Below are 20,070 nucleotides of genomic sequence, written 5' to 3'. Positions count from 1 at the left end.
TGCTGCCGCGACCGTGTCCTGATCTGACAGGGAGGCGCTGGGAGAAATCCCGGCGCCGACTGTTTTTTGGGCTTCTCTCGCGATTTGACCGCCTGTCTCACGCGGTTCGCCCGGAGCGAAGCTTCCTGGTGTTGTTTTCAGAAACTGGCAGCAGACCTCAAGTTCGGGCTAACCCGCCGCCGCGTCCGTTGCGCCGATCTTGCGCACCAACGCCGCCGTCGCCAGCATCGCCCCGATGTCGGCGATGATAGGCGCGACATGCTTGGCGTAGTCGAGCGGCACCGAGCTATCGGGCAGCTCGAAAAAATTCCTCGTCTGCGGCAGTAGTAAAAAGCCGTCGCTGCCATTGAGCGCGACCCGCGCCGGATCATCAGGCCACGTCTCCTTGAGCCATGTCAGTGCCTGCGCCAGCCGGCCGCTCACCAGCGGCTGCGCCGCCTCGATGTTGTCGCTGCGGAAGTCGTAGGCGGCATCGAGCTCGGGCACGCCGCATGACAATTCCTGCATCTTGCTGGCGAACATGCCGCGGAAGAACCCGACGGCCAACTCAGTCCGGCGCGCCGCCACCAATATGCCGGGGAACGGCACCATGGTCCCGAAGCCAACGACGATCCCGTTGAATGCTATCGTGCCGCCGGTGCCTTGCCGGAGATCGGCTTCGTAAAGCTCGAACGGAAATCCCTCGTAGCGGCCGGAGACGATGTCGTCGAAGCGTTTGGTGTTGAACGTGCCGATCGTCTCGCGCGGCAGCCGGTCGAACGAATTCGGCGTCACCTCATGCTCGTAGCGCATGTCCCTGATGAAGCCGAAGATGATCGGCAGCAGTGTCTTGCGGTGCTGCAACCTGCTCGTCGGCTTGATCCCCTGGAAATAGAGCAGGATCGCCGCCACCAACCCGACGACATAGAGCAACACATGCGGCGTCGAGAGCCATTGCTCGTAGGGATCGGCGATTCTGTTGAAAAGCCAGGCGACAAGCGCCACGAACACCAACACCAGTCCGATGAACAGCGGCACCCGCCAGCGGACTTGCCGGTAGGCCGAAGCCCTTTCGGCCTCGTAGGCCGCGAGATTGCGCTTGATACCGGCGATGTCAGCTTCATCAGGCATGAAATCCGCTGCTTCCATCGCCATCCCACGCCCCCTAACAAACTCATGATAGCCGATTTTATCGACATCTCGACTACAGCACTGAGAAGCAGCGCTTCTCAAGCAGATGTTTGCGCTGCCCCTCATCCGCCTGCCGGCACCTTCTCCCCGTGAACGGGGAGAAGCCCGCTGTCGCTGCGCTGGCGCTCGTTCGGCGAGGCTGTGATTCGCGAAGTCATCAAATGACGGCGTCTTTCTCCCCGTTTACGGGGAGAAATGTCCGGCAGGACAATGAGGGGCAGCGCCATACTTGTGCGACAAGCAACCTGCGACTAGCCCTCACTTACGGCGCTACGGAAAAATCGCAGTCAACCGGCCTTCGACTTTGCTGCGCATTCGGTCCTCCAGCGCCTCGACGGGAACCAGCCGCTCATGGTCGCCGGCGCGCAGCCGCATCAAGGGATGCAGCCGGTAGGCGGCAATGGCGCCACGCGTGCCGGCGTCGGCGCTGATATCGACGGTCAGGATGCTACCGATGCGGCCGGGCCATGGCTGGCGCGCAAAGGCGGTGCCGAGGAAATCGCCGAGCCCATAGGCGACGAGCGCCTTGCCGATCCGCTCCACCGGCTGCACGACATGGGCATGGTGGCCAGCGATCAGCCCGACGTCCTGCGCGGCCAGACGCCGGGCCAGCGCCCGCGTTTCAGCCTGCGGAAAATGCCGGAATTCCCAATCCCAATGTGGCACGGCGCAGGTAAGGTCGACGGCGTCGCGGCGCGGCCATCGTGCGGGGTCGCCTTGCATCGACACACGGCCGGCGAACGCCGCCGCGCCGGCGTTGCGCCACAGTGTGAAGGCGGCGAAGCCTATTGTCAGCGGACCGACTGCGACGCGTTCGACCGGACCGGCGGCCGCGGTACCGATGCTGCGGATGCCAAGCCGTTCCAGCGCTGCCACGGTCTCGTCAAAACCCTCGACGCCCTGGTCGAGCGCATGGTTGTTGGCGAGCGACAGCACCAGTTTCTCACGCGAGATGCCTACTGACGCCAGCGCCTCGGCAAGGAACCGCTCGGTCATGGCATGACGGGTGCCAAGCTTCGTGCCCATCGCCGCGCTCGGTCGCTCCACCACCGGGCTTTCGCAATTGCCGATCACCAGATCGGCGGAGCCGAGCAGCGTGGCGATCGCCGGGTCGCATTGCGGCGCGCTGCGATTGGCCACCGCCGAGATATCGCCGACAAAGGCGAACCGCACCGTCCGCGCCGGTGGCGGCTCGATCATGATTCCTGCCGCTGGCGCAAAGCCTTGGCGATCGCCGCTGAGCGAAGGCTTCAAGAAGCGTGGCAGCCAGGACAATTTGTAGGAAAGCGGATAGTTCGACACGCGCAGCCCTGCACCGGGATGAACGGCCACGGTAGACGATGCGCCCGATATAGCGAAGCGCCTCCGTTCGCAATCGTGCGGCCAGATGCCCCGCAGTAGGCGCAACACACAAGATGCGTATATGGTTGCCGCCGAACGGCATACCGGAGGACCAAGATGACGCGATTTTCGAGCCTGCTGGCATCCGCCCTTGTTCTGCTGCTGCCGGTTGCTTCCACCGGTGCCGCGGCCCGCGAACCGGCCGCCCTGTTCGAGGCAAAAACCGTAGCCGACCGCGACAGCACGCTTGCTGCGCTGGAAGCCGCTGCGCCCACTGATCCTGCGTCGGCCTACGCCACCGGCGCCGGCCAATTCTTTTCCGCGCTGGAGATTCTGGCCGGCGGTCTGCACCGCCACGGTTTCGAAAGCCCGCAATCCTTCATGCTGCCGCTGATGCGGCTGCCGGTGCCGGACAATCCCAATCCCACGCCACTGACTTACGACGGCTTCCGCGCCATCCTGGTCGCCTTCCGCGATCGGCTGGAAAAGTCCGCAGCCACGCTTGGATCCGTGCCTGCCGATGCCGACATCGGCATCGAGGTCGACCTCACCCGTCTCGGCATCGACCTCAACGAGGACGGCCAGATCGCGCCGGACGAAAGTGCCGCCGCGATCATGGCGTCCCTGTCACGCGGCGGCGGTGCGCCAGACCCGGCCGTACCCGCCCTCACCTTCCACTTCGACCGCGCCGATGGCTACTGGCTGCAGGGCTATGCCGAATTCCTGATGGCGCAGGCGGATTTCTGGCTGGCGCATGACTTCAGCAACGCTTTCGACGGCTCGTTCCACATGCTGTTTCCGCGCGCAAAACTGCCGCTGCAGGACACGCTCGTGCCGCCGGACGGCGGCATGAGCGGCGGCATGTTGTCGGCCGAGTGGCGCATCGCCGACTTCATCTCGCTGGTTCATCTGGTCAATTGGCCGGTGGTCGAGCCGGAGCGCCGCCACGCGGCGCGCCGCCATCTCATGGAAATGATCCGGCTGTCCCGCGAAGACTGGAAGGCAATCCGCGCCGAGACCGACAACGACCGTGAATGGCTGCCCGGCCCGCAACAGAAAGGCGCCAGCCCGCTCACTGGCCTGGAGGTCGGCGAGGAGCAGGTCCAGGCCTGGCACGCCGCGCTTCATATGGCCGAGGACCTGCTCGAAGGCCGCACCTTGCTGCCGCATTTCCGCTTCGCCGACAAAGGCATCAACATGAAGCGCTTCTTCGACGAGCCAAAGCCCTTCGACCTGGTGCTGTCGATCACCGGCCCGGCCGTCGCGCCCTATCTCGACAGCGGAAAGATCCTCACCAGCGAAGAGTTCGACCAGATCCGGCGCCAGTTCGGCGGCGCCGGGTTTTTGACCTTTGCGCTGTGGTTCAACTGAGGGCGCGTTCGACATCGCTCCTGACACCCTTGTGTCAGCAGCCTGGTTTCCTCTCGCGCCCCTGGCCACTCCGCTCTTTCCATTTTGGCCGATACCTCCCATATTCGGGGCATGGCCAAACTTCCTGACAAAAAGACGCCGCCGCCGGCGCGTGACGATCGTGCTTCGCCGCCCAAGCGGCGCAGCCCGTTGACCGATTTCCTCGATGCGTCGGAGCCGCTGCACAAGGGCGGCTTTGCCGAGGCGCCGCAGACCGAATTCTCAGGCACGCCGCTGACCGGCACGATCGCCGATTGGGCCGAGCAGATCGAGCAGGAAGCCGAAAAGGAAGGGCGCCAAGTCTCCCCCCTTGAGGGGGAGATGTCGCCGAAGGCGACAGAGGGGGTCGGCAAAGGAAGCGCTCAACATGAGGGCACGTCGAGCCCGGCCGCACCGACCTCACCCGGCGGCTCCGCCGCCACCCTCCCCTCAAGGGGGAGGGAAGTCGCCAAGGCGAAAAAGATCCCTGAACGCTCCTCTTCCCCTGGCCGCACGGCGCGCGGCACCTCCATGGGCGGCGCGGCTTCGGCGCGGGAGCGAACCGCGGCCGGCCTCAATCCGGTTGCCGGCCTCGATGTTTCGCTGGAGGAAGCCGAGACCATGGCCTCCGGCGGCGTCACCGCCACCGTGGCGGCGCTGTCGGCGCTGATCGAGTCCGGCAACCCGCTGCACAAGGACGGCGTGCTGTGGACGCCGCACCGCCCAGCCCGGCCCGAAAAATCCGAAGGCGGCATTGCCATCAAGATGGTGTCGGATTTCGAGCCGGCCGGCGACCAGCCGACGGCAATCAAGGACCTTGTCGAGGGCGTCAACGACAACGACCGCACCCAGGTGCTGCTCGGCGTCACCGGCTCGGGAAAAACCTTTACCATGGCCAAGGTGATCGAGGAGACGCAGCGCCCTGCCTTGATCCTCGCCCCCAACAAGACGCTGGCCGCGCAGCTTTATTCCGAGTTCAAGAAATTCTTCCCGGAGAATGCCGTCGAGTATTTCGTCTCCTATTACGACTACTACCAGCCGGAAGCCTATGTGCCGCGGACGGATACCTTCATCGAAAAGGAATCGTCGATCAACGAGCAGATCGATCGCATGCGCCATTCGGCGACGCGCTCGCTGCTGGAGCGCGACGACGTCATCATCGTCGCCTCGGTGTCCTGCATCTACGGTATCGGCTCGGTCGAGACCTACACGGCGATGACCTTCCAGATGCAGATCGGCGACCGGCTCGACCAGCGCGCGCTGCTCGCCGATCTCGTCGCCCAGCAGTACAAGCGGCAGGACATCAACTTCGTCCGCGGCTCGTTTCGCGTGCGCGGCGACACGATCGAGATTTTTCCGGCCCACTTGGAAGACCGCGCCTGGCGTATTTCGCTGTTCGGCGACGAGATCGAGGCGATCACCGAGTTCGACCCGCTGACCGGCCAGAAGACCGGCGAATTGAAGAGCGTCAAGATCTACGCCAATTCGCACTATGTGACGCCGCGCCCGACCTTGAATCAGGCTATCAAGTCGATCAAGGAAGAGCTCAAGCAGCGGCTGGTCGAACTCGAGCGCGCCGGACGCCTGCTCGAGGCGCAGCGGCTGGAGCAGCGCAGCCGCTTCGACCTCGAGATGCTGGAAGCCACCGGCTCCTGCGCCGGCATCGAGAACTATTCGCGCTATCTCACCGGCCGCCAGCCGGGCGATCCGCCGCCGACCCTGTTCGAGTACATCCCCGACAATGCGCTGGTCTTCATCGACGAAAGCCACGTCACCATACCGCAGATCGGCGGCATGTATCGCGGCGACTTTCGCCGCAAGGCGACGCTGGCCGAGTACGGTTTCCGTCTGCCGTCCTGCATGGACAACCGGCCGCTGCGTTTCGAGGAATGGGACGCGATGCGCCCGCTTTCGGTCGCGGTTTCGGCGACGCCCGGCGCCTGGGAGATGGAGCAGTCCGGCGGCGTCTTTGCCGAGCAGGTCATCCGCCCGACCGGCCTGATCGATCCGCCGGTCGAGGTGCGCCCGGCCAAGACCCAGGTCGACGACGTCGTCGGCGAAATCCGCGAAACGACAAAAGCCGGCTACCGCACGCTGGTCACCGTGCTGACCAAGCGCATGGCCGAGGACCTGACCGAGTATCTGCACGAGCAGGGCATTCGCGTCCGCTACATGCACTCCGACATCGACACGCTGGAGCGCATCGAGATCCTGCGCGACCTGCGCCTCGGCGCCTTCGACGTGCTGGTCGGCATCAACCTTTTGCGCGAAGGCCTCGACATCCCCGAATGCGGCTTCGTCGCCATTCTCGATGCCGACAAGGAGGGTTTTTTGCGCTCCGAAACCTCGCTGATCCAGACCATCGGCCGTGCCGCCCGAAACGTCGACGGCAAGGTCATCCTCTACGCCGACCAGGTCACCGGCTCGATGGAGCGGGCGATGGCCGAGACCAACCGCCGGCGCGAAAAGCAGATGGAGTGGAACGCGGCCAACGGCATCACCCCGGAATCGGTCAAGTCGCGCATCTCCGACATCCTGGACTCGGTCTACGAAAAGGACCACGTCCGCGCCGACATCTCGCAGTTCACCGACAGCGCCGGCGCAATGATGGGCAACAATCTGAAAGCCCATCTCGACGCGATGGACAAGCAGATGCGCGACGCCGCCGCCAATCTCGACTTCGAGAAGGCGGCCCGCATCCGCGACGAGATCAAGCGGCTGCGCGAGATGGAACTGTCCATCTCCGACGATCCGCTGGCCAAATATGCCGATATGGAAAGCCCGGTTTCGGGCCGCGAAAAGGGCAAGCACAACAAGGGCCGCGCCATCCACCGCACGGTGGATGATGACGGCAAGGGTCTGTTCCGCAAGCCCGCGCTCGACGAGATGGGCGCCGACGGCGCCGTGCCGGTCAGAAAGCCGCTCTTCGCCAAACCCTCGCTCGACGCCATGGGCCCGGGCACTGACATGCCGACTCCCGCCGGTGCGGTGTCGCGCTCGCTGTTCAAGAAACAGTCGGCCGAAGAGGCGCACGGCTCCGATTTCGGCATCCCCGGAGAGCCGACCAAGCCGCTGTTCAAGAAGAACTCGCTCGATGAAATGACGGTGCGACGGACTGAAAAGCCTGTTGAGGGAAAAGTCCCGGCCAAGCCACAGCCGATCTCCCGCCAAGTGGGGGAGATGTCAAGTGGTGGCAAAGAGGGCAGGACAGAGGGGGGCGCCAAGGAACGCAACGAGTCCGGTAAGCCCATCGTCCGCCAGCGCAGTGGCATCGGCTCCTACGAAGACCCCTCCGACGCCCGCCGCGAAAAGCGCCGTCCCGGCAAGACCGGCCGGCCGGGGCGGTAGCGTTCCTTCGCGCCCCCCTCTGTCCTGCCGGACATCTCCCCCACAAGGGGACCACTTGGGGGGGAGATTGGCAACTTCAGCGCTTAGCTCACTTTTACACGCCCCCTTGCCATCGGCCCTACCGTTGGTGTAGCCAGTTTCCATAACTCGAACGTCTTGAAAGGAGGGCTGCGTGTTGTTTTCCCACCACCGTCAGCGCGGCCCTGTCCCTGCCCTGCGAGCTTGCTTGCAGGGCTGACCAAAGACGGTCCGGGTTCCCCCGCTTCGATTTTCTTGGTCTGCCCTTCGTGGTGCTGCAACGCCGAGCCTGCTGGCCTGCCTGCGCACCGTCAAAGTGCATCGAACCGGACCTTTATTCCGGGCAGACCAGAGAAACCAACATGGCCCTGATCAGCCTCAAGTCCCTCGGCGTCACCATGAGTGCGCCGCTCTTTTCCAACCTTGACCTCAGCATCGGCACCGGCGACCGGCTCGGCATCGTCGCCGCCAACGGCCGCGGCAAATCCACTTTGCTGAAGTGCCTCACCGGCGAAATGGAGCCGACATCCGGCGACATCACCCGCACGCGCGGCCTGCGCGTCGGCCATGTCGAGCAAGCCGTTCCCGCAGCACTGGCCGAGCACGGCTTTCAGCAGGTGGTGGCCGACGCCTTGCCGGCCGAGCAGGCCGAAAGCGAGCAATGGCGCGTCGATGTCGTTCTCGATTCACTCGACGTGCCGCAGCCGATGCGCGAGCGGCCGATGCGGGCCTTGAGCGGCGGCTGGCAAAGACTGGCGCTGATCGCCCGCGTCTGGGTCACCGATCCCGATGTCCTGCTTCTCGACGAGCCGACCAACCACCTCGACCTCGCCAAGATCAGCCAGCTCGAAACCTGGCTGAACGCGCTGCCGCGCGAGGTGCCGGTGGTGATCGCCAGCCACGACCGGGCATTCCTCGACGCGACGACCAACCGGACGCTGTTCCTGCGCCCCGAACAGTCGCCGGTATTCTCGCTGCCCTATTCCAGGGCACGCGATGCGTTGAGCGAAGTCGACGCCTCGACCGAGCGCAAGTTCCAGCGCGACATGAAGGTGGCGCAGCAGTTGCGCCGGCAGGCGGCCAAGCTCAACAACATCGGCATCAATTCGGGCAGCGACCTTTTGACGGTCAAGACCAAGCATCTCAACCAGCGCGCCCAGCGCCTCGAAGAGGTCGCAGCACCGGCGCACCGCGAAAAATCGGCGGGCGCGATAAAGCTCGCCAATCGCGGCACCCATGCCAAGGTGCTGATTACGATCGACGACGTGGCGGTCGAAACGCCTGACGGCACGCTGCTGTTCAGGACCGGCAAGCGCCACATCTGCCAAGGCGACCGCATCGTGCTGCTCGGCCGCAACGGCGTCGGCAAGTCGCGGCTGATCAGCCTGATCAGAAATGCCGTCGTCGAGCCGGAGACGGCAACACAAGGCGTGAAGGTGACGCCGTCGACGGTGCTCGGCTACAGCGACCAGGCATTGTCGGGCATCAGCGGCGACGACACGCCGCTGGCGATGCTCTCGCGCAGATTCGATGTCGGCGAGCAGCGCGCCCGCTCGCTGCTCGCCGGTGCAGGCGTCAGCATCGACATGCAGGAGCGCAGGATCGGCGTGCTGTCGGGCGGACAGAAGGCGCGGCTGATGATGCTGGCGCTGAGGCTTGCCAATCCCAACTTCTACCTGCTCGACGAGCCGACCAACCATCTCGACATCGATGGCCAGGAGGCGCTGGAGGCGGAATTGCTCGCGCATCAGGCGAGCTGCGTGCTGGCATCGCACGACCGCTCCTTCATCAGGGCGATCGGCAACCGCTTCTGGCTGATCGAGAAGCGGCGGCTGGCCGAGATCGACAGCCCGGAAGACTTCTTCCGATCGGTGGCAGAAACGGACGGTTGAAGCTTTGCGGCAAAAAAATCTGACGCTCTGTCGGATCATGGCCGCGCGCCACGTCCTTGGGATGCCGACACGGTGATGCCGGCGCCAATCGAGGAGAGAGCATCATGTCCATTCTGTCGTCCGTTGGTCGCATCGCGACCCGTTACTCGGCGGCTCGCGCCCGTTACCGCAGCGAGCGCGCCCTGCTTTCATTGCCGATCGAACTGCGCAAGGACATCGGCTGGCCGGAGATCGTCGTCGACGCGCAAAACAGCCGCCGAATTGCAATCTCCCTGTCTGAGGCAAGATGATCCAAGGCAAGATGAAGAGACCAACCGGCCGCAGCGGCGCCGTCATAAGCCTTGCGCGTCGCCCGGGGTCACGCCAACCGCCGGCGGCCCGGCGCGTCTGGTCCCGGCATTAAAAAAATGCATCTGACGTGTAGGATCGCCGCCGCTTCATTCGTCCTGTGATCCGCAAGGTCAAACCAAACGCAGAGAGGAGCAAAAAGATGAACGACCAGCCCCAAACCCAGCCTAAGGCGAAAGTCCTCGGCGGATTGACGCCCTACCTTCAACTGGACGGCGCCTTCAAGGCTTCGGAATTCTATCAGAAAGCCTTCGGCGCCGAGCAGGTCTTCTTCTACCCGCCGGACGAGCAGGGCCGGACGATGCACATCCATCTCCACATCAACGGTTCGACCCTGATGATTTCCGACTTCTATCCCGAGCACGGAATGGCCCCGGTGAAGCCGCAGGGCTTCACCATGCAGCTGCATCTCGGCAGCGACGACATCGACGCCTGGTGGCAGCGCGCCATCGATGCCGGTTGCACGGTCGGCACGCCGCTGCAGGTGATGTTCTGGGGCGATCGCTGGGGTCAGTTGACTGATCCCTTCGGCGTGGACTGGGCGATGAACGCGCCAGTAAAGGCAGCGTAGCGCCACCGTTTCTTCCTTCTCCCCTTGTGGGAGAAGGAAAATCCAACTCAAGGAGAACCCACAATGTCCTATGTTGATGGTTTCGTTCTCGCCGTACCCAAGGCGAATCTCGATGCCTACAAGAAAATGGCGCAGCTGGGCGGCACCGTCTGGATGGAGCATGGCGCGCTCGCCTATGTCGAGTGCATTGGCGACGACGTGCCTTATGGCGAAATGACCTCGTTCCCGCGCGCCGTGCAGGCCAAGGACGACGAGATCGTCGTCTTCTCGTGGGTCGTCTATGAATCGCGGCAGAGCCGCGATGCGGTGATGGCCAAGGTCATGGCCGATGAGCGGCTGAAGTCCGACTGGTCGGCGATGCCGTTCGACGGCAAGCGCATGATCTTCGGCGGCTTTCAGCCCTTCATTGAGTTGTAGGCCCGCATTACGCCAGCCGGTCGAGCAGCGGCTTGAGCCGGTCGCCATAGCGCTTCCACAGATCGACCGAGCCCTGGTACATCGGCTGGCGCACCTGCGCCGCCGACGCCGTGCGCACCGGCCGGTCGGTCTCGTGGAACGACAGCACTGCATCGTCCCATGGCAGGCCGAGATAGGCGATCAGCGCCCGCGTCTGCCCTTCCTGGTCGGCGACGAAATCCTCGTAGCGCACATCATGCACGACATCAGGCAGAACGGTGCGCCAATGCGCCATGATGTCGGTGTAGAGATTGTGGAAATCGGCAAGCTCGCCGAGGTCGTAGCCGTAGCGGTGGCTGTCGCCGCGGAAATGCACCTTGTAGATCGACAGGCAGGTCGCCGCCGCGTCGCGCGCGCAATGGATGATCTTGGCCTTGGGCAGCATCAGATGGATGAAGCCGACCAAAAGGAAATTGCCGGGCATCTTGTCGGTGACATGCCGGAAACCCGGATAGCGGGCGTGCAGCAGGTCCAGATAGGCCTGGCCTGCCTCGGCAAAGGCTTTGTCGGGCATGTCGGCGATCCCGCTGGGGAAACCGCCCTTCATACCAGGCGGAAACTGTTTTCCCACCGCCGTCTTCAAAATGCCGAGCTCGCCCGCGCCATAGACTTGGCGGTGGCTGGCGATGATCTGCTCGACAAGCGTGGTGCCGGAGCGCGGCATGCCGACGACGAAGATCGGCGTGTCGTCGGCAATCCCGCTCGGTCTGTGCTTGTCGAAAAAGGCCTTGTCGAACACCGCCTTCATCGTTTCGAATTCGGCGCGTGTCTTGTCCGCATCATAGTCGATGCCCATGCGGCGGATGGCATTGCCTTCGGCGAAATAATCGAAGGCACGGCCATAATCCTTGAGATCGTCATTAGCCTTGCCGAGGCCGAACGAAAGCTGCATGCGCGCCAGGCTGCCGTCCGGCGCCTTGGCGTGCTGCGCCTCCATCCCGGCAAGCTCGGCGTCACGCTCCTGCTGGCGCTTGACCTGGGTGAGCATCAGCCAGGCCCTGGCCATGCCGGGATCGACCGCCAGCGCCTGCCGGAAATGCTCCGCTGCCTCTGCGAGGCTGCCCTTCTCCATCAGCCCGACGCCGAGACCGTGCAGCAGGTCGGCGTCCTTCGGCCGAATTGCCAATGCTTCGCGGAAGACGGCGAGCGCCTCGTCGAGCCGCCCAGCCTCCTGCAGCGTCTCGGCAAGCCCGATGCGGGCGCGGACATGGAACGGATTGCGGCCGATGGTGCCGCGATAGATCTCCTCCGCGCCCTCGAACTGGCCGAGTTGCTTCAGCGAGGAGCCGAGATTGTCGCGCGCCGCGAGTTGCTCCGGCCGGATTGCCACCGCGCCACGGAAGAAATCGACGGCTGCACCGACGCGGCCGAGGTCGCGAATCACCGTGCCGAGATTGTTGAGGAAATCTGGATTCTTGGGTTGCAGGCGCACCGACTGTTCGAGGAGATCAAGTCCTTCGGCGCTGCGCCCGGTCTGGTGCAGCAGCAAACCGAGGAAATGTGCTGCCGCCGCATGATTGGCCTTTTGCGCCAGCACCTGCCGGTAGAGCATCTCGGCTTCCTGCCGGCGCCCCGCCTGATGCAATTGCAGGGCCTGCTGCACGCGCTGGTCGAGCCCCAGCGGCGGCTGTCCGCCTGAGCCGAAATTGCCGCCCGCGCCTGCCGGTCTTCTCGGATCTCTGTTGATGGGAAACCTGCCGTGTTTTGTCCGCCTGCCGCGATCTAAGCCATCGGCGCGGCAGGTTCAAGGGTTCGCAGGCCAGCTTGCCGGAAATCCTGGGTTCATGGGCCGGCCGTGTCAGATCAGGCGGTTGGTCTCCGCAACCTGTCTGGCCCGCCGCAGCGTGCCGTCGGTATCGGCGATCCTGCGCCTTGCTGCCTCGTCACTTCGTATCGTCAGCCGTGCCGACACGACTTTCGCAGGCCCGGCGACCTGCTTGACAATCGGCTTGATGGTTACGGTCGAACCATCAGGTGTTTTCACGGAAAACATGATTTTTCCTTTCAGATGTAAATAAAAATCGAAGCCGGGATGAATTTTTCCGGCACAATCTCAAACAATTCTTGTGAAGTTTCCGGACCGTATCACCATTTCCCAAATAGCCCTAGAAAAGTAAATTTACGACAAGGTCGGCGACGGGCTGGAATCTTCTTGAATAAACCGCATTTTGGGATTAGTGAATTGAGATCGTTTTTTGGGCCAAGCTTGGCATCTCGCGGGTCAGAAGTTCTCGACCCGCCAAACTCATTCCAGATCGCCGATACCCAAATTGCCGATACCCAAATTGCCGAACAGGGACCCACGACCTTAGGTCCCGGTGCCGCGAAGCGGGCACCACCCTATCGGATCCAAGACGACACTTCGAGGCACGAGAATGTCTGGCCGAACTACCCATTCCATCGCGCATTTCGAGGCACCCTTCATGATTGGCGGCCTGGAAGGACAATTGCCGGCCGGCGACTACGACATCGACCACGATGAGGAGCTTGTCGATGGCATCTCGTGGCTTGCCTGGCACCGTGTCGCCACATTCATCCACCTGCCGGCAAGGACGGTGAAAAGCCAGACCAGCCAATTGGTCGCCATCGACTTCGCCGAACTCGAAACCGCGCTGAGGCGCGACCAGGAGAATGCCGCATGATCCGCTTCCAGCAGAACGCGCGCCCGCGCACCGACACGCCTGCGCATCTTTTCGCGATCGGCCAGACCGTTCGCATGAAGAGCCGCACCGGCCTTGTTCAGAAGACCGCCGAGCTGTTCCAGATCAAAAGCAGGCTGCCGGTCAAGGACGGCTCGCCGCAATACCGCATCCGCAGCAACGAGGAGACCCATGAGCGGGTCACCACGGAAGACAATCTCGAAGTGGCCGACGATCCAAACGGCTAGCCGCCCATCAACCGTCGCCACCATGTTCATCAATCACGAGGGACCAGGAAATGGCCAAGGGTCAACAGCGCAGCAACCGCGAGACACGCAAGCCCAAGAAGGACAAGACGGCAGCAAAGCCGGCCTCGCCCTTCGGCTCGGCTGTCAAGCAGGCGGAAGCCGGTTTGAAACCGAAGTCCAAGAGCTAGCGGCAAACGGATGAGCAGCCCTGCATTCATCCAGCCACCGCGGGCCGGATTAAAGATCACGTAATTTCGAAGCCCTATAAGGTCCGCTGGAACCAGGCCCGATCACGGTTGGCTGCCTGGCGGGCCGCGCGCGAAATCGTCGCTCGCAGCCGAAGGCAGGGAGGCGCACATGGACAGGTCGCGCATCATCGTGACAGCGGTGGTGCTGGCCCTGCTCGGCGCGATAGTGCCCATCGCGGCGATGTTCCACTTTTCATGGGTCCTGGCGGTTCAAGAAGAACACGAGCGGCTGGAGCTGTTCGCCAACCGCGCGATCGCCAGGGCCAGCATATCCCTCATGGATGCAGCCGGCGCGTTGCGGGAGATCGACCGGTTCACCGGCGACCGCTGTTCGGTGGACCACATTGCCCGCATGCGGCGGCTCACCATCAATACGCGCTCGATCGAAGAGATGGGCTATTTCGAAAACGGCCTGCTCAAATGCACATCCTGGGGACCGACCGAAGGAAGCGTTGCGCAAGCCGCACCGGATTTCACCGCTGCAGACGGCTTTGCCGTCACTGCCCGGATACGGCCCCTGGCCAACCAGGACCATTCGCTGATGGCCCTGCAGTACAAGCGCCATAATGTCCTTATCGACCCCCTGCGCTTTGTCGACGTCGTCGTCGATCCCGACGTTCAGCTTGCCCTGGCGACAAACACGGGCGTCCTGCTCAGCGCGCTGAACGGGCCTGATCCTGCCCGCATCGGCAAGATCATCGCCGACCCGGGCAAAGGCCTGGATGACGGTCATCTGTTTGCCGCGGTGCGCGGGAGGGACTGGATCGCCGTCACCACCGAACCGGAAAGCCAGATTGTCGACAGCGTGCGTAGGCGGCAATTGCTGTTGCTTCCCCGCGGCGCTTTTATCGCCGCCTTCATCATCGGCATGGTTGTCTGGCTGTCACGGCGGCGGCTGTCGCCGCTTGGAGAATTGCAGATTGCCGTGCGCAAGCACGAGTTTATCGTCCACTATCAGCCGATCGTCGCGCTCAGGACAGGCAATTGCGTGGGTGCCGAAGCGCTGGTGCGCTGGAGACGACCCGACGGCTCGCTGGTCCGGCCCGATCTTTTCGTCCCGCTGGCCGAAGAGAGCGGCCTGATCGCGGCAATCACTGACCAGATCATCGCCCTTGTTGTTTTGGACCTGAAAAAACTTCTTGTCGCCAGTCGTTCGCTCACATCGCGATCAATCTCAGCCCGGCCGACGTCAGAACGGCAAGGGTCCTTCCGGTTATCGAAAAGGCCCTGCAGCACACCGGAATTCAGCCTCGGCAGATCTGGCTGGAGGCGACGGAGCGCGGTTTCGTCGACGTCGATTCAGCGCGTTCGACCGTCATTCGCGCCCGCGAGCTTGGCCATGCGGTCGCAATCGACGACTTCGGCACAGGCTATTCGAGCCTGTCCCATCTCGAGGGCCTGCCGCTCGATGCGCTGAAGATCGACAAGTCGTTCATCGACACGATCACTACGGATTCCGCCACCAGTTCCGTCACGCCGCATATCATCGACATGGCCAAGACGCTGATCATTGCCGAGGGCGTGGAGACGCAGGCACAGGTCGACTATCTGATGGAACGCGACGTCGACTATGGTCAGGGTTGGTTGTTTGCCAAACCTATGCCCGCGGCCGAGTTCATCGCCTATTGCCGCAGGGTGGGGCTGCCGGCGTAGAGGCAAGAGCCGCCAGCTGCGCTCGCGCGGCTGCGCCCAGATGATGGATGAGCCTCCCCGCCCGGAGACGGGGAGGAAACCAGCCTCTCAGCAGGGACCGTCGTCGACGATGCGATAGTCGGCGGCGCGAGCCTCGCAGGCGTTGGGGAAGGTGCGCAACGCGCTGCCGCGGCGGGCGCAGACCGGGCGGTATTCGCGCGTGCAGAACGTCTGCTCTCCATCACCGCCACCGTCGCGGCACCGGCCGCCGCTGATGATGCGATATCCGGCCCGCTCGGCAAGGCAGGCATTGGCGAAGGTCTGACGGTCGCCACCGCGCCGGGCGCAGACCGGATCATATTGTCTGGTGCAAAATTGCGGCTCGGGCCGAGGCGGGCGGTACCCGGGTCCGTCCTCCTCCACCACCACCGCGGTACAGGCTGCAAGAATCGCCGACAACAACAGGATGGCAAAACCCTGTCGCGAGAAGATTGCCGCAGGAAATTTCATCACCAGACCTCCCTCGAGCCCCCGCTCCAATGCATGTCACCCAAAGCATGCCCACGGGACTCTGACCCGAGGGTGCGAAGCGGTTTGGGACAACGGCATGCCAAAAATGAAGCCGATCCTCGCCATTCCACCCGCCGAATGCAACCCCTGTTTGCAGGCCCCCAGCCGGCTGGACCATGCGTGGCCGGGCTATGGCTTATGACCACCGGGCGAGCAACCCCCGCTTTGTCGATGCCATGTGTGCGAAGGCGTCCATGAGCGGCCGTTGGCGCTACCTTGCAACCACCGCGTTTCCGTGCGATAAATTTTGTGTTCGGGCATTTGCGACCCGGAGAGCGGAACGTTTTGGACGACCTTTCCCCGATACTGTGAATCTCTGACGGCCCCGTTTTTCGGCGGGGGGTTTTGACCATGCGCCAATGCATGACTGCCGAAGCAACCACCGGGACTTGCCCACGGCGTCAGGCGGCGGGCAAACCACAAAGACTGACACGGGTGAAGGAGTTTCCCCAATGGCCCAGACCGGCACCGTTAAATTCTTCAACGCTACCAAAGGCTTCGGCTTCATCACGCCAGATGACGGCGCCAAGGATGTGTTCGTTCACATCTCCGCGATCGAGGCTTCGGGCCTGCGCACGCTCGTCGATGGCCAGAAGGTCACGTTCGATGTCGAGCCCGACCGCATGGGCAAGGGACCGAAGGCGGTCAATCTCCGCGCGGACTGAATCGTCGGCGCGCGCACCTCCGCGCGGACGTGCCAGGAACGAGCCCGAGGCCGCTCCAAAGACCTTAAACCGGCTTTCAGCGCCGGACCCGAGTTTCGAAGGCGCGGCGGTTTCGTCGCGCCTTTTTTCGTGGCAGGGCGGCAAGCCACTGCTCGCAAAAGTTTCTCTTGCCGATGGCGCTAAAATAAACGACAAATTTCCACTCGGGCATTTGCCGGCCCGAGACTGGACTTGATGGGATCAAAGGAGCTTCCCATGCCGCAGACCGGCACCGTCAAATTCTTCAATCATGCCAAAGGCTTCGGCTTCATCACGCCGGATGATGGCGCGAAGGATGTCTTCGTCCATATTTCGGCCGTGCAGGCGTCGGGTCTTCCCGGTCTTGAGGATGGGCAGAAGGTAACATTCGACACCGAGCCGGACAAGCGCGGCAAGGGTCCGAAAGCCGTCAACCTGTCGATCGGCTGAGCCGAGTTCGAGACAGCGTCGGACGATCCGCTGACGCAGCTCCGCTCCTTGTTGAGCATACGATATTTGTGCCTTGCGCCATGCCTAATCGATGAATCGACTGGTCCCAGCCCGCCAATTTCGTTCAGCCCCCGTTCAGCCACGGTCACCTATTAATCTTCGGTAAAGCCGGACCGCATCCCGCAGATTACCCGGGCCGCAGATTACCCGGGCCGGCACGAAGGAGACCGAGATGAACCGAATTTTCAAGACCGCCGTCCTGTCCGCCGCAATTGTTGCAAGCACGCTCGCGACCTTGCCGGCGGCCAGCGCTGGTGACTGGCGCCACCGGCACCATCATCGTGGCAATGGCGATGCGATCGCGGCAGGCGTCCTTGGCCTCGCGGCCGGCGCCCTGATCGTTGGTGCGCTCAACAACCCGCAGCCCAGCTATTACGACCCCGGCTATGACGATTATGGTCGTTATTCACGGCCCGCCCCGGTGCGCCGCTACTACGCGGAACCGCGGGTCGTCTACAATGACGGCTATGCCGAGCCATGGACCCGTGGCTGGTATGAATATTGTTCGGATCGCTATCGGTCTTTCAACGCCCGCACCGGCACGTTCACCGGCTATGACGGCGAACAGCATTTCTGCACCGCGAACTGAGGCTTCCCTGCCCCCCAAAAAGCGCTGTCCGCAAGGCCAGCGCTTTTTTTTCGGCGTCATAAGGAAAGGAGAGACCGACGCGCGCCGCGTGAGGCTCCGCAGCCACGACGCGTTTAAATCAGGAAGGGGTTGCTCCGGCGCTCCTCGCCGAAGCGGCCGCCGGGACCATGGCCGCAGATGAAGCCGATGTCGTCGCCGAGCGGCAGAAGCTTGTCCTTGATCGAGGCGATCAGCGCGGCGTGGTCGCCGCCCGGCAGATCGGTGCGCCCGACCGAGCCGCGGAACAACACGTCGCCGACATGGGCGAACTTCGCAGCACGATTGTAGAAGACGACATGGCCGGGCGCGTGGCCCGGGCAATGAAAGACTTCGAACGCGTGCTGGCCGAACGAGACGGTATCGCCTTCGCCGAGAAAGCGGTCGGGCACGCAGTTGCGCACCGGATCGGTGATGCCGTAGTGTTTCGCCTGGTTCTCGAGATTGGCAAGCAACGGACGGTCGGCCTCATGCGGGCCGATGATCTCGATGCCGAGCGCATCCTTCAGCTCCATGGCGCCGCCGGCGTGGTCGATGTGACCATGCGTTATCCAGATCGCGCCGGCGTTGATCGCATTGTCCTTGAGCACTGCCAGCACCTTGTCGATGTCGCCGCCGGGATCGACGACGACGCCTTGCCTGTCGTCCATGTCGAAGAGGATGGTGCAGTTTTGCTGGAAGGCCGTGACCGGCACGATGCCGGCGTTGAGCTGACCCATGATCGTCCTTTCGCTGTGTCGCTTCTGATTTAGAGACACATGCGAACGTCGTCCACCGCATCCGGCTGTCGCGACAACGCCAAAATGAAATGGGCGGCCGAAGCCGCCCACGCAAAAGCCCGAAACCGCTAAAGCGCGTCGCGGCTGAATGGATTTATGCGACGCGCTTTAAGTTATTGTTTTTATGCATGTCGTTATCGCAAAACCGCTGCGCAACTCGGGTCAGGCCCTGGAGGGCATGCTTTTGCGCGACATGCATTAAGCTTACTTCTTCGTCGCGTTCATGACCGCGCCGATGATGGCCGTCAGGATGGCGCCACCACCAGCACCGCCGAGGATGTTCTGCACATTCAGCGCGCTGCCCAATCCGCCCGTTGCCGCTGCGGCCGCAGCCGGATCGATCGTGCCGCCGCCGAGCAGGCTGCCGAGGATGGCCGCACCGCCGACGCCGCCAAGGGCGCCGCCGAGGATTTTGGTAAGCTGCCCCATTGCCGCTGTCTTGAGCGCGGCGCCCACCGCCTGACCACCAATGACACCCATAATCACCTGAACAATGATCTGAAGAAGCGTGTTCATGTCCATATTACCAGTCCCTCCATAGCTGCCAGCCTCCCTGGCGACAGCATCATGAGACGCCGAACTGGACGAAAGTCAAATGCCGAGGTGCTTAAATAAAAGGGGCAGTCCGAAAAACGCCCCTACTTGTTAAAAAAGTTGTGACTTTCGTTATTCTGCGGCAATCGCATGCTTGGGTTGAACGGCTGCAGAATAGTCGTTCATCAGAGTCTTGGCAATTTCGCCCACCTCGAATCGGTATGGACCGATTTCTGAAACGGGCGTCACCTCGGCCGCCGTTCCGGTGAGGAAGCACTGCTGGAAGCCTTCGAGTTCTTCCGGCATGATGGTGCGCTCGATCACCTCGAAGCCGCGATCCTTGGCAAGACCAATGACTGTACGGCGGGTGATGCCGTCGAGGAAGCAATCGGGGGTGGGTGTGTGGATCTTGCCGTCCTTGACGAAGAAGATGTTGGCGCCGGTTGCTTCCGCAACCTGGCCGCGCCAGTCGAGCATCATGGCGTCGGCATAGCCTTTGGCTTCGGCGGCATGCTTGGACATGGTGCAGATCATGTAGAGGCCGGCAGCCTTCGATTTCGACGGCGCGGTGCGCGGATCGGGGCGGCGCCATTCGGCCAGATCGAGTCGGATGCCCTTCAGCTTCTGTGCCGGATCGAAATAGCTGGGCCACTGCCAGATGGCGATGGCGCAGTTGATCCGGCTGTTTTGCGCCGAGACGCCCATCTGTTCGCTGCCGCGCCAGGCGATCGGCCGGACATAGGCATCTTGAAAACCCTGCTTCTTCAACAGCGTGCGGCAGGCGTCGTCGATCTCGGCAACCGAATAGGGAATCTTGAAGCCGAGCAGGCGTGCCGATTCGTGCAGGCGCTCGCTGTGGTCGGTCAGCTTGAAAATCTCGCCGCCATAGGCGCGTTCGCCCTCGAACACCGCGCTGGCGTAGTGCAGGCCATGGGTCAGCACGTGGATCTTGGCGTCGGCCCATTGGACGAACTCGCCGTTCATCCAGATAAAGCCGTCCATTTGGTCAAAGGGAGCGGATGCCATGGTAACCTCCCGCGGGCGGCCGCCCGCACATTATCGTTGCGCG

Annotated in this window: 20 protein-coding genes and 1 pseudogene; 13 read left to right on the top strand and 8 right to left on the bottom strand. The window is 63.1% G+C overall.

The window, feature by feature from the left end; translation table 11 throughout:
• Nucleotides 1-168: 168 nt before the first annotated feature.
• Complete coding sequence (locus AC0L18_RS28520; RefSeq protein ID WP_473495161.1) at nucleotides 169-1,128, bottom strand: hypothetical protein; 960 nt, start codon at nucleotides 1,126-1,128, stop codon at nucleotides 169-171.
• 312 nt (nucleotides 1,129-1,440) lie between these two features.
• On the bottom strand, nucleotides 1,441-2,472 hold the full coding sequence (locus AC0L18_RS28515; protein WP_473495160.1) for a CapA family protein: 1,032 nt from the start codon (nucleotides 2,470-2,472) through the stop codon (nucleotides 1,441-1,443).
• A 156-nt stretch (nucleotides 2,473-2,628) separates the two neighbouring features.
• On the opposite strand from AC0L18_RS28515, the gene AC0L18_RS28510 reads away from it, so the two are divergent.
• The 6 genes from AC0L18_RS28510 (at nucleotide 2,629) to AC0L18_RS28485 (ending at nucleotide 10,494) form a co-directional block, all read left to right on the top strand.
• On the top strand, nucleotides 2,629-3,882 hold the full coding sequence (locus AC0L18_RS28510) for a hypothetical protein (RefSeq protein ID WP_473495149.1): 1,254 nt from the start codon (nucleotides 2,629-2,631) through the stop codon (nucleotides 3,880-3,882).
• 111 nt (nucleotides 3,883-3,993) lie between these two features.
• The gene (gene uvrB / locus AC0L18_RS28505) at nucleotides 3,994-7,248 is read left to right on the top strand and encodes an excinuclease ABC subunit UvrB (RefSeq protein WP_473495148.1); all 3,255 of its coding nucleotides are present in this window, start codon (nucleotides 3,994-3,996) and stop codon (nucleotides 7,246-7,248) included.
• Nucleotides 7,249-7,628: 380 nt separating this feature from the next.
• Nucleotides 7,629-9,158 (top strand): ABC-F family ATP-binding cassette domain-containing protein, encoded by a 1,530-nt coding sequence (locus AC0L18_RS28500; protein WP_473495147.1) that lies wholly within the window; start codon nucleotides 7,629-7,631, stop codon nucleotides 9,156-9,158.
• A gap of 104 nt (nucleotides 9,159-9,262) precedes the next feature.
• Nucleotides 9,263-9,448, top strand: coding sequence for a hypothetical protein (locus tag AC0L18_RS28495; protein ID WP_023799860.1), 186 nt, complete (start codon nucleotides 9,263-9,265; stop codon nucleotides 9,446-9,448).
• A gap of 200 nt (nucleotides 9,449-9,648) precedes the next feature.
• Nucleotides 9,649-10,077 (top strand): VOC family protein, encoded by a 429-nt coding sequence (locus AC0L18_RS28490; protein ID WP_473495146.1) that lies wholly within the window; start codon nucleotides 9,649-9,651, stop codon nucleotides 10,075-10,077.
• A gap of 63 nt (nucleotides 10,078-10,140) precedes the next feature.
• On the top strand, nucleotides 10,141-10,494 hold the full coding sequence (locus AC0L18_RS28485; protein WP_023799862.1) for a DUF1428 domain-containing protein: 354 nt from the start codon (nucleotides 10,141-10,143) through the stop codon (nucleotides 10,492-10,494).
• Between the two features lie 7 nt (nucleotides 10,495-10,501).
• Here the strand turns inward: AC0L18_RS28485 and AC0L18_RS28480 are convergent, their stop codons facing one another.
• Both AC0L18_RS28480 and AC0L18_RS28475 read right to left on the bottom strand, forming a co-directional pair.
• On the bottom strand, nucleotides 10,502-12,136 hold the full coding sequence (locus AC0L18_RS28480) for a tetratricopeptide repeat-containing sulfotransferase family protein (RefSeq protein WP_473495145.1): 1,635 nt from the start codon (nucleotides 12,134-12,136) through the stop codon (nucleotides 10,502-10,504).
• A 195-nt stretch (nucleotides 12,137-12,331) separates the two neighbouring features.
• Nucleotides 12,332-12,526 carry a hypothetical protein gene (locus AC0L18_RS28475; RefSeq protein WP_287171604.1) on the bottom strand — a complete coding sequence of 65 codons (195 nt, stop codon included), beginning with the start codon at nucleotides 12,524-12,526 and terminating at the stop codon, nucleotides 12,332-12,334.
• A 382-nt stretch (nucleotides 12,527-12,908) separates the two neighbouring features.
• Between AC0L18_RS28475 and AC0L18_RS28470 the strand changes: the two genes are divergently transcribed.
• From AC0L18_RS28470 to AC0L18_RS28455, 4 genes and pseudogenes are all read left to right on the top strand, one after another.
• Nucleotides 12,909-13,175 carry a hypothetical protein gene (locus AC0L18_RS28470; RefSeq protein WP_473495144.1) on the top strand — a complete coding sequence of 89 codons (267 nt, stop codon included), beginning with the start codon at nucleotides 12,909-12,911 and terminating at the stop codon, nucleotides 13,173-13,175.
• Nucleotides 13,172-13,420 carry a hypothetical protein gene (locus AC0L18_RS28465; RefSeq protein ID WP_128169625.1) on the top strand — a complete coding sequence of 83 codons (249 nt, stop codon included), beginning with the start codon at nucleotides 13,172-13,174 and terminating at the stop codon, nucleotides 13,418-13,420. The genes AC0L18_RS28470 and AC0L18_RS28465 overlap by 4 nt, the downstream gene beginning before the upstream one ends.
• A gap of 50 nt (nucleotides 13,421-13,470) precedes the next feature.
• Nucleotides 13,471-13,608: a hypothetical protein gene (locus tag AC0L18_RS28460; protein WP_473495143.1), complete on the top strand. Its 138-nt coding sequence runs from the start codon at nucleotides 13,471-13,473 to the stop codon at nucleotides 13,606-13,608.
• A 169-nt stretch (nucleotides 13,609-13,777) separates the two neighbouring features.
• A pseudogene (locus AC0L18_RS28455) lies at nucleotides 13,778-15,321 on the top strand (EAL domain-containing protein).
• An 87-nt stretch (nucleotides 15,322-15,408) separates the two neighbouring features.
• Here AC0L18_RS28455 and AC0L18_RS28450 read toward each other — a convergent pair.
• Nucleotides 15,409-15,810, bottom strand: coding sequence for a Kazal-type serine protease inhibitor family protein (locus AC0L18_RS28450; RefSeq protein WP_473495142.1), 402 nt, complete (start codon nucleotides 15,808-15,810; stop codon nucleotides 15,409-15,411).
• A 512-nt stretch (nucleotides 15,811-16,322) separates the two neighbouring features.
• On the opposite strand from AC0L18_RS28450, the gene AC0L18_RS28445 reads away from it, so the two are divergent.
• From AC0L18_RS28445 to AC0L18_RS28435, 3 genes are all read left to right on the top strand, one after another.
• Complete coding sequence (locus AC0L18_RS28445; RefSeq protein WP_023799871.1) at nucleotides 16,323-16,535, top strand: cold-shock protein; 213 nt, start codon at nucleotides 16,323-16,325, stop codon at nucleotides 16,533-16,535.
• Nucleotides 16,536-16,790: 255 nt separating this feature from the next.
• The gene (locus AC0L18_RS28440) at nucleotides 16,791-17,003 is read left to right on the top strand and encodes a cold-shock protein (RefSeq protein ID WP_006202521.1); all 213 of its coding nucleotides are present in this window, start codon (nucleotides 16,791-16,793) and stop codon (nucleotides 17,001-17,003) included.
• 232 nt (nucleotides 17,004-17,235) lie between these two features.
• Nucleotides 17,236-17,652, top strand: a complete 417-nt coding sequence (locus AC0L18_RS28435; protein ID WP_473495141.1) for a BA14K family protein — start codon at nucleotides 17,236-17,238, stop codon at nucleotides 17,650-17,652.
• 113 nt (nucleotides 17,653-17,765) lie between these two features.
• On the opposite strand, the gene AC0L18_RS28430 is transcribed toward AC0L18_RS28435, so the two are convergent.
• The 3 genes from AC0L18_RS28430 to AC0L18_RS28420 form a co-directional block, all read right to left on the bottom strand.
• Nucleotides 17,766-18,407, bottom strand: coding sequence for an MBL fold metallo-hydrolase (locus AC0L18_RS28430; protein ID WP_128169738.1), 642 nt, complete (start codon nucleotides 18,405-18,407; stop codon nucleotides 17,766-17,768).
• A 264-nt stretch (nucleotides 18,408-18,671) separates the two neighbouring features.
• Nucleotides 18,672-18,989 (bottom strand): hypothetical protein, encoded by a 318-nt coding sequence (locus tag AC0L18_RS28425; protein ID WP_027151066.1) that lies wholly within the window; start codon nucleotides 18,987-18,989, stop codon nucleotides 18,672-18,674.
• A gap of 144 nt (nucleotides 18,990-19,133) precedes the next feature.
• Complete coding sequence (locus AC0L18_RS28420) at nucleotides 19,134-20,027, bottom strand: branched-chain amino acid aminotransferase (protein ID WP_473495139.1); 894 nt, start codon at nucleotides 20,025-20,027, stop codon at nucleotides 19,134-19,136.
• Nucleotides 20,028-20,070: the final 43 nt, after the last annotated feature.

Source organism: Mesorhizobium sp. WSM4819, assembly GCF_055811215.1.
The sequence above is the reverse complement of the archived record's forward strand: the minus strand, read 5'-3'. Positions and strand labels throughout refer to the sequence as shown.

Coding starts and splice junctions, on each gene's coding strand:
- AC0L18_RS28430 (WP_128169738.1), bottom strand. CDS start 18,407: ATGGGTCAGCTCAACGCCGGCATCGTGCCGGTCACGGCCTTCCAGCAA.
- AC0L18_RS28435 (WP_473495141.1), top strand. CDS start 17,236: ATGAACCGAATTTTCAAGACCGCCGTCCTGTCCGCCGCAATTGTTGCA.
- AC0L18_RS28490 (WP_473495146.1), top strand. CDS start 9,649: ATGAACGACCAGCCCCAAACCCAGCCTAAGGCGAAAGTCCTCGGCGGA.
- AC0L18_RS28440 (WP_006202521.1), top strand. CDS start 16,791: ATGCCGCAGACCGGCACCGTCAAATTCTTCAATCATGCCAAAGGCTTC.
- AC0L18_RS28475 (WP_287171604.1), bottom strand. CDS start 12,526: ATGTTTTCCGTGAAAACACCTGATGGTTCGACCGTAACCATCAAGCCG.
- AC0L18_RS28495 (WP_023799860.1), top strand. CDS start 9,263: ATGTCCATTCTGTCGTCCGTTGGTCGCATCGCGACCCGTTACTCGGCG.
- AC0L18_RS28510 (WP_473495149.1), top strand. CDS start 2,629: ATGACGCGATTTTCGAGCCTGCTGGCATCCGCCCTTGTTCTGCTGCTG.
- AC0L18_RS28420 (WP_473495139.1), bottom strand. CDS start 20,027: ATGGCATCCGCTCCCTTTGACCAAATGGACGGCTTTATCTGGATGAAC.
- AC0L18_RS28445 (WP_023799871.1), top strand. CDS start 16,323: ATGGCCCAGACCGGCACCGTTAAATTCTTCAACGCTACCAAAGGCTTC.
- AC0L18_RS28460 (WP_473495143.1), top strand. CDS start 13,471: ATGGCCAAGGGTCAACAGCGCAGCAACCGCGAGACACGCAAGCCCAAG.
- AC0L18_RS28520 (WP_473495161.1), bottom strand. CDS start 1,128: ATGGAAGCAGCGGATTTCATGCCTGATGAAGCTGACATCGCCGGTATC.
- AC0L18_RS28465 (WP_128169625.1), top strand. CDS start 13,172: ATGATCCGCTTCCAGCAGAACGCGCGCCCGCGCACCGACACGCCTGCG.
- AC0L18_RS28485 (WP_023799862.1), top strand. CDS start 10,141: ATGTCCTATGTTGATGGTTTCGTTCTCGCCGTACCCAAGGCGAATCTC.
- AC0L18_RS28470 (WP_473495144.1), top strand. CDS start 12,909: ATGTCTGGCCGAACTACCCATTCCATCGCGCATTTCGAGGCACCCTTC.
- AC0L18_RS28425 (WP_027151066.1), bottom strand. CDS start 18,989: ATGGACATGAACACGCTTCTTCAGATCATTGTTCAGGTGATTATGGGT.
- AC0L18_RS28450 (WP_473495142.1), bottom strand. CDS start 15,810: ATGAAATTTCCTGCGGCAATCTTCTCGCGACAGGGTTTTGCCATCCTG.
- uvrB (WP_473495148.1), top strand. CDS start 3,994: ATGGCCAAACTTCCTGACAAAAAGACGCCGCCGCCGGCGCGTGACGAT.
- AC0L18_RS28500 (WP_473495147.1), top strand. CDS start 7,629: ATGGCCCTGATCAGCCTCAAGTCCCTCGGCGTCACCATGAGTGCGCCG.